12 protein-coding genes are annotated in these 14,663 nt (G+C 39.7%); 6 read left to right on the plus strand and 6 right to left on the minus strand.

All coding sequences use genetic code 11. From position 1 onward, the window contains the following. Positions 1–669 precede the first annotated feature (669 nt). Together BMX11_RS10255 and pta are read right to left on the minus strand one after the other, a co-directional pair. Positions 670–1,866, minus strand: coding sequence for an acetate/propionate family kinase (locus BMX11_RS10255; protein WP_090883994.1), 1,197 nt, complete (start codon positions 1,864–1,866; stop codon positions 670–672). 5 nt (positions 1,867–1,871) lie between these two features. Beyond that, on the minus strand, positions 1,872–3,962 hold the full coding sequence (gene pta, locus BMX11_RS10260; protein WP_090883936.1) for a phosphate acetyltransferase: 2,091 nt from the start codon (positions 3,960–3,962) through the stop codon (positions 1,872–1,874). A gap of 225 nt (positions 3,963–4,187) precedes the next feature. Between pta and BMX11_RS10265 the strand changes: the two genes are divergently transcribed. Next, on the plus strand, positions 4,188–5,213 hold the full coding sequence (locus BMX11_RS10265; protein ID WP_090883937.1) for an energy transducer TonB: 1,026 nt from the start codon (positions 4,188–4,190) through the stop codon (positions 5,211–5,213). A gap of 14 nt (positions 5,214–5,227) precedes the next feature. Here BMX11_RS10265 and BMX11_RS10270 read toward each other — a convergent pair whose 3' ends face one another. Then, on the minus strand, positions 5,228–5,434 hold the full coding sequence (locus BMX11_RS10270) for a hypothetical protein (RefSeq protein ID WP_090883938.1): 207 nt from the start codon (positions 5,432–5,434) through the stop codon (positions 5,228–5,230). 151 nt (positions 5,435–5,585) lie between these two features. After that, on the minus strand, positions 5,586–8,039 hold the full coding sequence (locus BMX11_RS10275) for a PAS domain-containing sensor histidine kinase (RefSeq protein ID WP_090883939.1): 2,454 nt from the start codon (positions 8,037–8,039) through the stop codon (positions 5,586–5,588). A 206-nt stretch (positions 8,040–8,245) separates the two neighbouring features. On the opposite strand from BMX11_RS10275, the gene BMX11_RS10280 reads away from it, so the two are divergent. The 5 genes from BMX11_RS10280 to BMX11_RS10300 all read left to right on the plus strand — a co-directional run bounded on the left by BMX11_RS10280 (position 8,246) and on the right by BMX11_RS10300 (position 12,185). Next, entirely contained in the window at positions 8,246–8,680 is a 435-nt protein-coding gene (locus tag BMX11_RS10280; protein WP_090883940.1) for a DoxX family protein, read from the plus strand. Positions 8,681–8,773: 93 nt separating this feature from the next. Further along, a complete protein-coding gene (locus tag BMX11_RS10285; protein ID WP_090883941.1) occupies positions 8,774–8,956 on the plus strand; it encodes a hypothetical protein in 183 nt (60 codons plus the stop codon). A gap of 190 nt (positions 8,957–9,146) precedes the next feature. Continuing rightward, positions 9,147–10,082, plus strand: coding sequence for an NADP-dependent oxidoreductase (locus tag BMX11_RS10290; protein ID WP_090883942.1), 936 nt, complete (start codon positions 9,147–9,149; stop codon positions 10,080–10,082). A 250-nt stretch (positions 10,083–10,332) separates the two neighbouring features. Continuing rightward, entirely contained in the window at positions 10,333–11,154 is an 822-nt protein-coding gene (locus tag BMX11_RS10295; protein WP_090883943.1) for an SDR family NAD(P)-dependent oxidoreductase, read from the plus strand. Positions 11,155–11,291: 137 nt separating this feature from the next. Next, entirely contained in the window at positions 11,292–12,185 is an 894-nt protein-coding gene (locus tag BMX11_RS10300) for a helix-turn-helix domain-containing protein (RefSeq protein ID WP_090883944.1), read from the plus strand. An 84-nt stretch (positions 12,186–12,269) separates the two neighbouring features. Here the strand turns inward: BMX11_RS10300 and BMX11_RS10305 are convergent, their stop codons facing one another. Together BMX11_RS10305 and BMX11_RS10310 are read right to left on the minus strand one after the other, a co-directional pair. After that, on the minus strand, positions 12,270–14,171 hold the full coding sequence (locus BMX11_RS10305) for a M56 family metallopeptidase (RefSeq protein WP_090883945.1): 1,902 nt from the start codon (positions 14,169–14,171) through the stop codon (positions 12,270–12,272). A gap of 82 nt (positions 14,172–14,253) precedes the next feature. Next, on the minus strand, positions 14,254–14,643 hold the full coding sequence (locus tag BMX11_RS10310; protein ID WP_090883946.1) for a BlaI/MecI/CopY family transcriptional regulator: 390 nt from the start codon (positions 14,641–14,643) through the stop codon (positions 14,254–14,256). Between the last annotated feature and the right edge of the window lie 20 nt (positions 14,644–14,663).

A 14,663-nucleotide genomic window follows, 5' to 3' on the forward strand; every position in this document is an offset into this window, starting at 1 on the left:
GCGTAATTATTGCACTCAATTTCTTTCCTGCAGTGCTAAACAAAGCCTGAAAGAGTATATAAATTGCACGAATGCTGATCCTGGAATTTTCCGGTTTTTTAAATCATGCCGACCCTTTGATTGAGCATACTTTTTAATGGTCGAATGATGTTGGAAGGACAGAGAGCGTGCTTTGAAATATTTTAATTTCTCCCTTTGTTAACTCATTTTATGCTCAGCAAAGTAAGCGGGAGGATCTGCTTTCGCAGATATTTTCATATACCTGTACCCTTTACAGGCATGTATATTTCTATTTATAGCAGCAGTATGAAGCGAATTATACGCCCCGCCTGAAAAAATTAATCCAGCTTTGAAAGCCATAGTTTTAAAATTTTAAGGTGATAAGATCTGGTTATAGCAACGTTAGCCACACAGACACTTATTCCAAACATCAGGCCAAAATTAAGATACAAGGCTCATTTCCAATGAGGTGTAACCTTTATATAGAAAAAAAGGTGTCATTTCCTGCTTTTCTAAGGCAAAAGAAAGGTTTGAGAGGATATAAAAAATTTTCCACAACTACTCCAATCATCTGCAAAAGGCGATCACTGGAGTAGTAAAAAAAAGACAATCGAAGTAAGTTAACGAGATATTGATTAAAACCTTCTACCCAATCCCTTTCAGGATAACTTAATTCCACAGGTTGTAGCACTGCTGCGCAATCTCATATTCTTCATTGGTTGGAATAACAAGAATTTTCACTTTTGAATTATCCAGGCTAATATCCTTAATACCACCGCTGTAATCGCTGTTACTTTGGATATCCATTTCAATTCCCAGATAGCTTAGTTCCGAACAAACAGCAGCCCGCATATCTTTATCGTTTTCGCCTACACCAGCCGTAAACAAAATGGCATCTATACCATTAAGCACTGCTGCGTATGCACCAATAAACTTCTTAATTCGGTAAGCATAAAGTTGTATGGCTAAAATAGCAGCCTCATTTCCCTCGTTAACCAGCTTCCGAATATCCCGCATATCACTTGAACCACCCACGCCCAACAATCCCGATTGTTTATTAAACAATGTACTCAACTGGCTTAAGCTATAACCAGAATGTTCTATCAGGTGGAAAATTACCGATGGATCAATATCACCTGACCGGGTTCCCATCACTAAACCGCTTAACGGTCCAAATCCCATCGTGGTATCAACAGATTTACCATCTTTTATCGCCGTCATGCTACAACCGTTGCCCAGGTGGATACTGATTATTTTAGACTCTTTTTTATCGAGGTATTGGATTGCTTGTTCGCTCACATATTTATGGCTGGTTCCATGAAAACCATACACCCTGATTCCTTCTTTGTTATAATATTGATCAGGGATTGCATATCTAAAGGCTTGTTGCGGTATCGTTTGGTGAAAGGCCGTATCGAAAATTGCCACCTGTTTAGCTTGGCTAAAAGTTTCTTCGGCAACTTCAATGCATTTTAAGTTTACCGGATTATGTAAGGGGGCGAGTGAAAATAATTTTCTAATCTCTTCTTTTACTTCCGGCGTAATTAAGGTTGGACCAGAAAAATGCTCTCCTCCATGTACCACACGATGTCCAACCGCTGCAATATCGTCAGGACTGGCAATAACAGCATTTTCACCTTCACTTAAAAGGAATAGTACTTGTTTAAGCCCTTCGGCATGATCAAGTATAAATCCGGATTTTTCGAGAACCACTTTCTCTTCGCCTTTATAGACGCTATGTTTGATAAACGATCCTTCAATACCAATACGCTCTACCAGCCCGCTGCAAACGGGTGATTTAACAGGCATTTTAAAAAGTTGGTATTTAATGGAACTACTTCCTGAATTAATAACTAAAATATTCATCTTTATTATTGAATGTCTTGGCATTGAATAGCTGTAATCACTACAGTGTTAAAAATATCATCTACGGTGCAACCACGGCTCAAATCATTAATCGGTTTGTTTAAGCCTTGCAGCATTGGCCCAATGGCTAGCGCACCAGTTTCACGCTGCACTGCCTTATAAGTGTTATTTCCAGTATTTAAATCCGGAAAAATTAAAACACTTGCACGCCCTGCAACTTCAGAATTTGGCATTTTTTGTTTCCCTATTTTCGGATCCACGGCAGCATCGTATTGTATTGGCCCTTCTATTTTCAAATCGGGATGACGCTGCCTCACAATAGCTGTTGCTTCTCTTACCCGTTCCACATCTTCACCCTCTCCCGAGGTTCCTGATGAGTACGATAACATCGCAATACGCGGTTCGATCCCAAATTTGGCACTACTTTCAGCTGATGAAATCGCAATTTCTGCTAGCTGTTGTGCAGTGGGATTTGGATTTACAGCACAATCTCCAAATATGGCCACACGCTCGGGCAGGCACATAAAAAATATAGAGGAAACCACCGACACACCTGGTCTGGTCTTTACAAACTGCAAAGCTGGCCTGATGGTATGCTGCGTAGTGTGTACCGCACCTGAAACCATTCCATCGGCATCGCCTTTATACACCATCATGGTGCCGAAATAGGAAACATCAGTCATCATATCTCTGGCCATTTCCAGATTCACATTTTTGGCTTTACGTAAATCATGCAAAGTTTCCACATAATCATCATAATGCTCAGAAAGTGCAGGATTGTGGATGTGAATGGCATTCAGGTCGAGATTTAAGCCCAGTCGTTTTACTGAATTTCCTATTTCAAGCGGATCACCAAGCAAGGTAATATCTACAATATCCTGTGCAATCAGTTTTTCAACGGCTTTTAAGATACGTTCATCGTTTCCTTCCGGAAGTACAATATGTTTTTTATCTCTTTTTGCCCATTTAACCAGGTTATACTGGAACATATGCGGGGTAATTCCCTGATAGCTGAAGGTGATAATCTTATCATCGAGCGCCTTCAAATCGACATGCTTCTCAAAAATATCGATTGCCAGTGCAATCTTCTTCTTATTATCAATGGTAATTTTAGAATGGATAGAACCAATCGTTGTAGTGGTTTCAAAAGTCCCTTTTTGTACTGAAATAATCGGTATAATGGTTTGTAAACCTTCAATCAGCTTAATCATCGGTTCATCGGGCAAACTTCCGGCAGTAAGTACAATACCGGCAATTTTAGGATAGTTGGCCGAAAGGTTTGCCTGCAACGAGCCAATAATGATATCACCTCTATCGCCCGGAGTTACAATGAGCAGGTTGTCTTTAATATGTCTTAGGAAATTAGGCAACATCATTGCCCCGGTTACGAAATTATCGACCTGATTATCCAATAAGTCGGCACCAAATAACACCTCGGCATCTAAAGCCGCTGTAATCTCTTTCATAGTTGGGCTTTGCAGTCCGCTCTCTACAGGAATCACCGCGATTAACAACTCGGGTGGAAGTTGGTTGGTTAGTGCCTGCTTAATTCTTTCTGCCTCTTCCGGATTAACCATATTGGCCACCACGCCTAACACCTGAACATCACGAAGCAGGAAATTACGGTAAATATTAATGGCGGTTTTGAAAAGCTGACTGGCAGACTTTCCCTTTCCTGAAACGACGATGAGCACAGGCGCTCCCAGATTTTTCGCCATCAGGGCGTTTGATTCAAACTCAAAAGCACTGCCTTCACCCAAAAAATCGCTGCCCTCAATTACGGTAAAATCGTAATTATCTTCGAGTTTTTTATACTTGCTGATAATGGTATTGATAATGGCACCACTGTCTTCAGATTGATGAAGTACTTCTTGTCTGGTAAAGGCAAAAGCATCCTCATAGGGTACTGGGAGTGAGAAGTAATCCAACATGGCCTCTACATGTTCATCTTTTTTGTCAGGATCCTCCTGAGCAATAACGGGCTTAAAGTAGCCTACTTTCTTGGTTTTGGCCAGCAGCATGTTAATCATACCAAAGGCAATTACTGATTTTCCTGTATAAGGTTCGGCAGAGGCAATAAAAATATTTTTAGTCATAGAGAGAAATAAAGAAACCAATATGAATAACCAACTTTGCCCAATATAGTTGGAAATTTTTTAAATGATTGTTCGGAAGAAAAAATAATCATCGGACAGGGGTAAAATTGCGCTTAACTGAAACAAAAGGAAGAGAAAAAATCCGAATAAGAGATAGGAATAAACGCATTCATTTTTATTATGTATTGTCTATGTTTTATATTTATCTTTTTTAATGCTCTATACATGAAATCAAAAATTTTCAAATGCCAAAGCTTTAGCATTATCCTGCTGCTATCCACTTTTTTGTTTTGCAAGGCTCAAGCACAGCTAAACGGTTCTTATGTTGCAACCAAGGTTAGTTATCTCACCGATGACGAGCTACCGGATGACAATATTCTCAAGTATACCTATGTAAAATACACATTTACGGCCCCAGACCAGATTAATATTTCCAGTGTATATGAGGAAAAAGGGTCTCGTTACTTATATTCAATTAAAGGGAACAGGCTTTCGATTAAAACTACGGCTGGTTCTGTTATGAATACCATGAAGATAATGGAGAGCAGTGAAAACAAATTGGTATTAATCAGTGGCGACGCCAACGGAGCTCTTGACGATCCTAAATCCATCAAGTATACCTTGTATAATGAAAAGATTATTCAGAAAAATATCGCACTTACACCAGATGATATTTTTTCTATCAAGAATAATGATACAACTTTCAAGTCTGGACAAAAAATATACGCTCAATTTCAGGGGGAATCCTTCCTGAGATACGTTTACGACGAGCTTGAAAAAAAGAAGTTAGGGATAAAAAATGCAGAACTTCTTTCCACTTTTGTCATAGATAGCCAAGGTCATCCGGATAGCCTAAGGATCATCCAAGGGATCAGTCCAAAAGTAGATGCGGAGTACACTAAGGCATTTAACGCTGCAAAGAACATGTGGACACCGGCTTATTACAATTACAAACCTGTAAAAGTACTGATGAGTCAAAACTTAAGATACCTGAGTATGGAACAAAGCATGCCATCCTATTTCAGCTCTCAGAAAGCCAATTCAGCATATCAGGATAAGGATTATGAACTAGCACTTTTCCACTACGATAAAGCACTTGAAGTTAAAGGGGATGATATAGAAAACCTGTATCGTAGAGGGATCTGTAAACAAATGTTAGGAAACCTGAAAGGTGCTTGCCTGGATTGGCAAAAAATCCATGCATTGGGGAGAAATACCGCGGATGAGCTTTTGGCAAAATATTGCAATTAAAACATTGGAAAGCTTCAGGGCTTAAATGTATCTTCCCACTCTTTATCACTAAAAGGCTCTGCACTTGGCGAGTTTTTCAAAGCCTCAATAAGCGTTTGATTATTTTTACCAGATTTTACCCCAAAAGCAGTAGTGCCTCCAGAAGCCAAAATTTCTTCTGGAGAGTAAGCCTTGTGGCTTCTAAAAAGACCTCCTCCCGGAGCAATTACTTTAGCTTTCATATAATCTCCTTTCAGCCAAAAATTTAGCGAAATATTTAGTAAAAATATAAAATCAGTGCAGACATTCAAACAATATCTCGCTGCGCCATCAATGCTATTAAGTTAAAGAGAAAGCTAAAATATATTCGCCTTCCTGCCGCATCTTTCATTCCTAATGATGTTTCAACGCAAAGCTGAACGTAGAACCTTTTCCCAGTTCACTTGAAACTGAAATTCTTCCGCCGTGTGCCTGAATAATTTCCGAGCAGAGATACAAACCAACGCCAAAGCCTCCTATATCAGACATTTGTCTGCCTTTAACCCGGTAATATCGCTCAAAGATATGTTGCTGATCTTCCTCCATTATTCCCATGCCATTATCCTTTATCCCAACTTCTACCTCAGTCTCTTTTACCTCACAGGAAATCTCAACCTTACTTCCCGATGGCGAATATTTCACCGCATTGCTGATCAGGTTGCCCATCACCTGCCCAATCTTTTCCCGATCTGCATGCAAATGGAGATGAGGAACCTGAGGGAAAAATATTTCATGGTGAGCACTTAAGGCTGCATAATCCTGTTTCACCTCCTGAAAAAGCGTAGCCAGGTCAAAAACTGTCCTTTCAATATAGATTTTTCCCGATTCCAGTCTGGAAACATTTAAGAATCCATTAATCATCGTCGCCATCTTGGCGGCCTGCTGTTCAGCTTTTTCTAATGCAGAGGCCACAAATGAGTTATCTTCTTTAAGCGCCCTTTTTCTCACCAATTGAATATAAGCACTCATGGAAGTTAGCGGAGTTTTAAGTTCGTGGCTTGCCATGGCGATAAAATCATCCTTTCGTTCTTCTTCCCGTTTTCTCTCAGTAATATCCTGAAGCGTTCCATTGAGACTTAAAGCTTTGCCCGTTAAATCAAAATAAGCTTGCCCTTTTGCCCTCACTACCCGGGGAATTCCTGTTCTGGGGTTGATGATGGTATATTCTGTTTCATACTTTCCGGATGAACCTGTTTGGAGCACCTGTTCAATGGCCGAAATAACACGATCCCTATCTAAAGGATCTATAACTGCTGTAGCCAGTGAAAGATCAATTTGCTCTATAGGTTTAAGTCCAAACCATGTTTTGAGTAAATCATTCCCAGAAAAGAGGTTCGTAAGGGGATCATAGTAAAAAGTAGCCAATTCTGCAGCATCTATAGCCAAATTGAACATATCCTGAGTTCGGGCAGCACTGTGTCTTTCCCTAACCGCGGTAGTAATATCTTCTATAATAACCAAGATACCATTTACAGTACCTTCAGCATCAAGTAATGGCTGATATATGGAATTTACAAACGCCTCCCGAAGTCCTTCTCCATCACGCAGCATGACGCGAAACTCTCTGTTTACCTTACGGATACCTGTACTATATACATTATCTAGCCAGCCATAAACAGGCTGTCCTTTCAGTTCTGGCCGTGCGGTATGGTGTGGTTTGTTAAGCACATCCATTTCATTTCGCCCCCAAATTTTGAGGATGGCCTCATTGGCCATCTCAATGGTATGTTCAGGGCCTCTGAGTACGCACATACCTACAGGAGCCTGGTAAATTACGCTACGCATTCGCCCTTCGCTTTCTATAAGGCGGTTATTGGAGCTCCCCAGTAGCTGTTGGGTCAATGCCAGCTCCCGGTTAGCCATTAAAAGTTCCTCATTAGCCGCTTCCTGCTCTTCATTTATTGCCGCAAGTTCTTCGTTATATTCCTGCAGTTGAATTTCGTGTTGTTCCAGCTGCTTTCTGGATTCTACAGTTTCTGTAATATCTACAACGGTAGCCATCACTGCATCTACTTTTCCTGCTTCATCGAAAATAGGATCATAGGTAAAATCTACAAAAAGCCTTTTGCTTGAGCCATCAGATCCCGCTATATCTACAGCGATTTCACGAACTGCAAGCGGTTTGCCCTTCTGGAAAATTTCATTGAGCATTATTGGAAAAGGCTGGCCATCGAGTTCGGGAAAAACATCCATCAATTTCTTACCCAGCACCTGCTCTTCTGATCTTCCCCAGATGCTTAGCATCGCTGCATTGGCCAGTTCAACAATTAAATCTCTCCCCTTTAAAATTGTCATACCAAAAGGTGCGGCCATAACCATTTGCTTTTCCCGATACCTGCTGTATTCTAACTGTTTACGCAAATTTCTGACAACGACATCATCCTGCCCCTGATTTAGCATTGAATTATTTGCAGCGTTAGCTGGCGCTTCAGTTGCCGAACAAATTAATGCCCTGGTTTCACCGTCCTCATCAATCAAAACCTGACAGAAAAAATCATAGTTCAAGGATTCGTAATTTTGGTTCTTAAGACCATGAGTTGCAACCGCAGCAAATAGCCTGTTTTGACCTGATTGCCAACATTGCTCCAGATCATTAATAGAAAGACCAGCAAAACCATTAGGGAACAGCTGTGCTAAAGGCTTGTTTAATGCTCCCTCCTCTTTATTCCAAAGCCTGAGCATGGCCTCATTTACAAAGCCAATATGTAGTTCGGGGCTACCAAAAATTGCTATGGGTTCTTTAGTTCTGGAAAACAATTCAAGCAACTGCTCATTCTTCATATAGAAAGTATCATTAATTATCTGCAACGGAAAGTTTGTAAAAATACCACATTTATAGCATTGGCAGAACCCATATTCCTAAATGGCGTACTAAGGTCTGGTCTTTACACTCAGTTTTACAAGGTAGGAAAAGTTGCGTAAGCTCCTTGTCATAATAGGAGAAGATAAATGATGTAATATTTTGATTTTCAGTCTACATTTTGTAAATTGAAATAACCAAAAATATAGAAATTATGAAACTGCTCAAGAAAATACAGGACTGGGGCGACAACAACCACCCCAAATGGTTAGATTATTTCAGAATTATGTTAGGAGTTGTACTTATTTGGAAGGGCATTGATTTTGCCAGCAACATGCAGGCTTTTAATGAACTGATGCGTGGGGCGATGTTGGGCACAGCAGTATCAATTAGTATACTGGCTCACTTAATCATCGGATTACACCTTTTGGGTGGTTTAGCTATTGCATTGGGTACGCACACTCGTTTTTTCTGCTTACTTAATTTACCCATCCTGATTGGAGCCGTTTTCTTTATCAACTTATCTTACGGAATTTTTAAACCTTACTCAGAATTCTGGTTCTCGGCTGCTGTATTAATTGGCTTAATTTGTTTTGCTATTGAGGGCAATGGCGTAATTTCAGTTGATCACCGTAAAATGGCCGCATAAAACACACTAACCAAATATATAAAAGGGCTCGTTTATAGTTTAAACGGGCCTTTATTTTAAAGAAAATACCCAAAACAACTTTATCTTTGTAAAATGATCAGACTAAATGCAGATACCCCAAATGATGTACTTCAGGACGTTAAGGTGGGTGATATGGTAACAGATACTTTCAGCAAGACTGGAATTGTAGAAAGCATTGAGACTGATGATGATGGACTTTACAAAATCTATACCTTCCATTTGGTTACAGGAAGAACGATTACCGTTAAGCGGTAATTCCCTTAGCCCCTGGGGCGCATGAAACGAAAACTCTGCCCTATTCAAATTATATCTATCACTAACTCCACACCATTATTCCTTTGCACTAAATTGTAATTCTGTGCTATTATTTCGCTTATTCGGATTATTTATTGATTCTAGCCCACGCTAATTTTGGTTTATCAAATCAACCATTAAAATTTAGAAAATGAAAGCTATTAAATTAAACGCACCGGGTGGTGTTGAGGAGTTAGTGTATACTGAATTAGAAATTCCGAGCCTGCAGCCTGGAGAAGTGTTAGTTAGAATGAAAGCGATAAGCATTAATCCGGTGGATGTAAAAAGCAGTCAGGGAAAAGGATTTTACGGGAGAATTAAGGATGAAAATCCCATAATCTTAGGTTGGGACATTTCTGGCGTAGTAGAAGCCAGTAAAAGTGATACTTTTAAAATTGGTGATGAAGTTTTTGGAATGATTAATTTTCCCGGACATGGTAAAGCCTATGCAGAATATATAGCAGCACCAGCTAATCAACTGGCAATTAAGCCCAAAAATATCAGTCACGATGAAGCCGCCGCCGCTACCCTGGCGGCATTAACCGCCTGGCAGGTATTGGTACATAATGCTCAGGTTCAACCAGGTCAAAAAGTGCTCATCCATGCAGCATCAGGTGGTGTGGGCCATTTTGCCATACAAATAGCAAAACATCTTGGTGCCCATGTTACCGGAACCTCTTCAGCAAAAAATAAAGATTTTGTTTTGAGCTTAGGCGCTGATGTGCATATCGATTATCAGGATTATAACTGGGACACGCAGGCAGATGAGTATGACTTTGTGCTGGATGCCATTGGAGGAGAGAATTTCGAAAGGTCTGTAAAAATTACTAAAACCGGAGGTACAGTGATTAGCATCCCCTCCGGATTAAATGAGGAGCTTAGCGAAATTGCCATTGCTAAAGGTGTAAAAGGTTATTTCGTGTTGGTTCAATCTAATGGAGCAGATATGAAGCAAATTGCCTCGCTCCTGGAAAAAGGAATTATTAAAGCACACATAGCTCAAAAATTCGCCTTTGAACAAATGAAAGAAGCGCATTCACAGCTGGATACCGGAAGAACTGCAGGCAAAATTGTAGTTACGGTTTAAACATAATCTTTCTTGAAAATTACTGATTAGGCTGTCTTAAAAGGGCAGCCTATTTTGTTGTCATTGGCATAGGATATGATTAAGAATAGATGACCTTCAACACCTCTTGCTCATCAGATTTCTGTAGATAAATGATAGAAATTAAGCTCCCCGTATTTCTGTGCTATTCTTCCGCTCAAATGGGTTATTTATCCATAGCCCCAGCCCTTAACTTTGATGTATCAAATTGATATTTAAAAAACACAATATTATGAGCAAGATTATTTTTATAACAGGAGCATCAAAAGGATTTGGAAAACTATGGGCAGAAGCCTTTTTAAAACGTGGTGATAAAGTAGCTGCAACAGCAAGAAATACAGCAGCCTTACAAGATTTAGTGGCCATCTATGGTGATAACATCCTTCCTGTTAAGTTAGACGTAACCAACCGCAATGAAGTATTGGAAGCAGTTAATCACATCGAAAAACATTTCGGCAATATAGATGTACTGATTAATAACGCTGGTTTCGGTTTATTCGGAACAACTGAAGAAACTTCAGAAGCGGAGGCGAGACAACAAATGGAAACTAACTTTTTTGGTTCACTTTGGGTAACACAAGCAGTACTTCCAATATTCCGTAAGCAAAAAAGTGGACACATTGTTCAGATCTCCAGCTTTCTGGGATTGACAACCCTGCCATTATTAGGTTTATACAATGCATCAAAATTTGCGGTTGAAGGATTAATTGAAACCATCTCAACAGAAGTGGCACATTTGGGTATTAAAGCGACCTTAATAGAGCCTAATGGTTACGCTACCGATTGGGCTGGCGCTTCTGCAGCACAAACATCCGCAGAGATTGAAGATTATGCTCCTGTACGCAAGGCTTTTGCTGAAACTGGTGAAAATCCCGAGATCTGGGGTAAACCAGAAGCAACAATTGCCCCAATATTAGAAGTGGTAGATAGCGAAAATCCTCCATTAAGACTATTACTTGGTAAAATTGCTTTTCAGGCCATGGAACAGGTATATGCACAACGGTTAAAAGACATTGAAACATGGAAAGCAGTGAGTATTGCTGCTCATGGATAAACAGCGAGAGAGCGAATCGGACCAGTAGGGAGTTGAATATCCTCTGGTTCCGATTTCGTTACAAGGAAAACCCATCTTGATACTTGATACTCATTTCTCGATACTTTTTACAAAGAAGAATAGTTAAATTTACTGCTATGAATCATTACAAAACCTTGAGCGAACTTCACCGCGCTAATGGCTGGGAAGAGCCAGAAAACCCGCTATTCAGCATTATTGGCTGTCAGAACTCTTGTCCGCTTGGCGACCGTGAGTTCAGTATTGATGGTTATGTAATCGCACTCAAGAAAATGAAATCGGGCGTAATTATGTATGGTCGTACGCCATATGATAATACCAATGGCTCTATGTATTTCATGAAACCTCGTCAAATTATCGAACTCAGGGGCCTGGAATTTGAAGAAGCAGGGTTTATGATCTTTATACATGAGGACTATCTTTTTGGACATGAGCTTTATAACATCATCCAGAAATACGGATTTTTTGATTATGAAGTAAATGAAGCGCTTCATCTATCGCCGAAAGAAGAGGGAACCATATGGGAATTATTAGATAAGATTAAAATAGAATATAACAATAATCAGGACGAGTACAGTAAGGAGATTATGCTTGGCCATGTGGCTTCAATCCTGATGTATTCTCAAAGGTTCTATAAAAGGCAGTTCATCAATCGTACAGAACTATCTGGAAAAACGATCAGCAAATTTGAACATGCATTACAAGACTACATCAAAAACGGAAAGTTGCAGGAAATGGGATTGCCATCAGTAAACCATTTAGCCGAACTATTGTATATTTCTCCACGCTATCTTACCGACTTATTGAAGCAGGAGACGGGTAAAACCGCTTTAGAACTGATTCACCTTTCGCTAATCTCTGAAGCTAAAAACCTACTTAGAAACGCAGAACAGAACGTTGCTGAAATTGCCTATCATCTGGGTTTTGAAAATACATCTTATTTTACCAGGCTCTTTAAAAAGCAAACAGGCTTAAAGCCGCTGGAATTTAGAAAGAGTGTACATCTAAATTAGTTTACACAATTCAATACACCTTTTGGACATGGATTTATTATCCCCAAAAGGTGTATTTATTATACAAATCTTATATATCCTTACTTACCAGTTATATACGCTATAATTATACAACAGCGAGTGGTTGCTATTTTTAAGGTATTTTTCCTTGTATTTCTGATGAATGGTTCCTTCCAATTTTTGGCCGTTAACAATTAAGTTGTTCTTATTTAGTTTATAAGATAGATTTTGAAGAGAAGTAATGATATGGTCTCTTAGAAGATCCTGATTAATCTCATCAGAATAATCTTTTCCATCACCATTGGTAACACTTTTGGTCGTTACTTTTCGTGCAGAATTTGTTTTGACACTTACATTTACGCCACTTTTAAGATCTACATTACGACCTGCTTCAACCTCTACATTTCCGATATTCTTCGGTGGTAGTGGTGGCGCAGGAGGAGCCTTGTAAATAGCGGGAGACGGTGGTGTTGCCGGAACCTTGGGTGTGGGGATGGCCTGTGGAACATATTGGTTAAGAGGTGCTGCTGCAGGCAGTGGTGGTGCAGGAGGTACCTTAGGGGTGTTCATATTGCCGCTCTCTTTAGATACCCGGCTAGCTTCCAGATGATAACGCTTTTGCTCTGCAGCATATTTGCGCTGTTCGTCTGCATACCTTTTTTGCTCATCAATGTACTTTTTCTGTTCACGGAGGTATCTCTGCTGATCGCTCAGATGCTGCCTTTGATCCGATGCCTGCTCTCTTTTCTGTTTTTCTGTTTTTCTGCTCTTTTCCAGATGCTCCTTTTCGGCTTTCAATACTTTTTCGTTAATCTCTTTTTCAAGATTCTCGGAGCTAACCTGTTTTTCCCTGGCTTTCTGAGTCTTCTTTTTCGCAGTATCTTGTACCGCAACGTGATAACTCGTCATTTGAGTATTTGAAGGCATTTTTGCCCTGCTTTCATTTCTAATAGCTGCTGTGCATATCACAACGGATACTAATGCACAGCTTAATATTGTCTTTTCCATTTTGTTTAATGTTGAATTGGTATTGAATAACATTCTGCTCGCCCTATTGAGCAGTTTACCTTTTTTACCATTTATCGCCATGGCATAAGCAGGTGCACTCCGCTTAAACTCCTGACAAAAAATTAGGGCCTTAACGTAATTTTTACGATCTTGAACACAGGCAATGGCCAAATCATCACAACAATGCTCTCGCTCAGTTTTGATTAAATAGGATACCCACATCACTGCAGGATTGAAGAAGAAGATAATCTCTATAAAGCTTTGTAGAAAGTTCACTAAATAATCTCTGCGTTTAACATGAGCAAGCTCATGCGCCAGCACCGCCTCTACCGCTGTGGCAGAAAGTCCATTCAACAATCCCAATGGTACTAACACCAGGGGCTTGAAGTGTCCAATAACCATAGGTACCTGCGCCAGGCGAGATTGTAAAATCTTTACCGTTTGAGATACTTCCAGGCGTTTGCAAAGCACCTGCAGTTTGTCTTCCCAAAGCTTACCAGCTCCGTAGGTTTCTTTATGCCGCAGTTGATAAATCCCCCTTAGCCCGGTCAACATTTGTAAACTTTTAAAACAGATAACCAGGAACCAGATCAATACAATCTGCGCTGCATATTGCTGCCAAAAATAAAGAAGTTGATCAATTACGTTATTCAAAGTGGCTCTTCGCTCAGCAAAGAAATAGGCACCAGAATGCGTAGTATTTTTTAGATTTTGTTTAGTGGTTAATGATTGATAAACTTCGAGGGTTTTGGATTGCTGGATTTCCCTGGCAAAAACAAAGGTGGTAGCCCCCACAAAAAGTACTAAACAAACCACCAGCAAATTATACCGCAGTGTAGCCCGTTGTTTGCTGGTTAAAAAAACCACCATGCCACCCAGCAATGCCATTAACACACCTAACCATAAAGAATGAAAAAGGGTATTCCCTAACGCATTCAGCCAGTTTTCAGGCAAAAAACTCATTAACTTCAATTCCATTTTTGAGCCATTTTAACATTCAAAAATCATTCAATCATTCACTAATTCAATCACTCACTCATTCACTCATTCAATCCTTCAATCATTCAATATTATCCAACAACCGCTTAATCTCTTCTATTTCTGCTTTCGAGGTTTTCTCATTACCCAACAATTGCATCATCAACTTAGCGGCAGAACCTTTATAAAGTGTTTTCACAAAACGGTCTAACAATTGATCTTTTGTTTTTTCTTCTGCTTCTACTGGAATGTAAATGTGCTTCATTTGGCTTTCGTCACGCTTTAAGATTCCTTTTTCTGTTAATATCTGCATCTGCTTAAGTGTAGAAGTATAATTAACTTCCCTATTCTCGTTAAGCTTATCATTTACAAAACGAACCGTAGAGGGGCCAAACTCCCAAAGCACCTGTAGTATTTCAAGCTCTGCTTTAGTAGGTTCTGGTAAACTGTTTACAGTATCATTCTTCTTCATAAATTAAAGGTACGATGTTT

The organism is Pedobacter rhizosphaerae (assembly GCF_900111155.1).
GTDB lineage: Bacteria > Bacteroidota > Bacteroidia > Sphingobacteriales > Sphingobacteriaceae > Pedobacter > Pedobacter rhizosphaerae.

Excerpts from the sequence above, each read along its gene's own strand:
- BMX11_RS10255 (WP_090883994.1), bottom strand. The coding sequence starts at position 1,866 with ATGAATATTTTAGTTATTAATTCAGGAAGTAGTTCCATTAAATACCAA.
- BMX11_RS10270 (WP_090883938.1), bottom strand. The coding sequence starts at position 5,434 with ATGAAAGCTAAAGTAATTGCTCCGGGAGGAGGTCTTTTTAGAAGCCAC.
- pta (WP_090883936.1), bottom strand. The coding sequence starts at position 3,962 with ATGACTAAAAATATTTTTATTGCCTCTGCCGAACCTTATACAGGAAAA.
- BMX11_RS10280 (WP_090883940.1), top strand. The coding sequence starts at position 8,246 with ATGAAACTGCTCAAGAAAATACAGGACTGGGGCGACAACAACCACCCC.
- BMX11_RS10265 (WP_090883937.1), top strand. The coding sequence starts at position 4,188 with ATGAAATCAAAAATTTTCAAATGCCAAAGCTTTAGCATTATCCTGCTG.
- BMX11_RS10295 (WP_090883943.1), top strand. The coding sequence starts at position 10,333 with ATGAGCAAGATTATTTTTATAACAGGAGCATCAAAAGGATTTGGAAAA.
- BMX11_RS10290 (WP_090883942.1), top strand. The coding sequence starts at position 9,147 with ATGAAAGCTATTAAATTAAACGCACCGGGTGGTGTTGAGGAGTTAGTG.
- BMX11_RS10300 (WP_090883944.1), top strand. The coding sequence starts at position 11,292 with ATGAATCATTACAAAACCTTGAGCGAACTTCACCGCGCTAATGGCTGG.
- BMX11_RS10310 (WP_090883946.1), bottom strand. The coding sequence starts at position 14,643 with ATGAAGAAGAATGATACTGTAAACAGTTTACCAGAACCTACTAAAGCA.
- BMX11_RS10285 (WP_090883941.1), top strand. The coding sequence starts at position 8,774 with ATGATCAGACTAAATGCAGATACCCCAAATGATGTACTTCAGGACGTT.
- BMX11_RS10305 (WP_090883945.1), bottom strand. The coding sequence starts at position 14,171 with ATGGAATTGAAGTTAATGAGTTTTTTGCCTGAAAACTGGCTGAATGCG.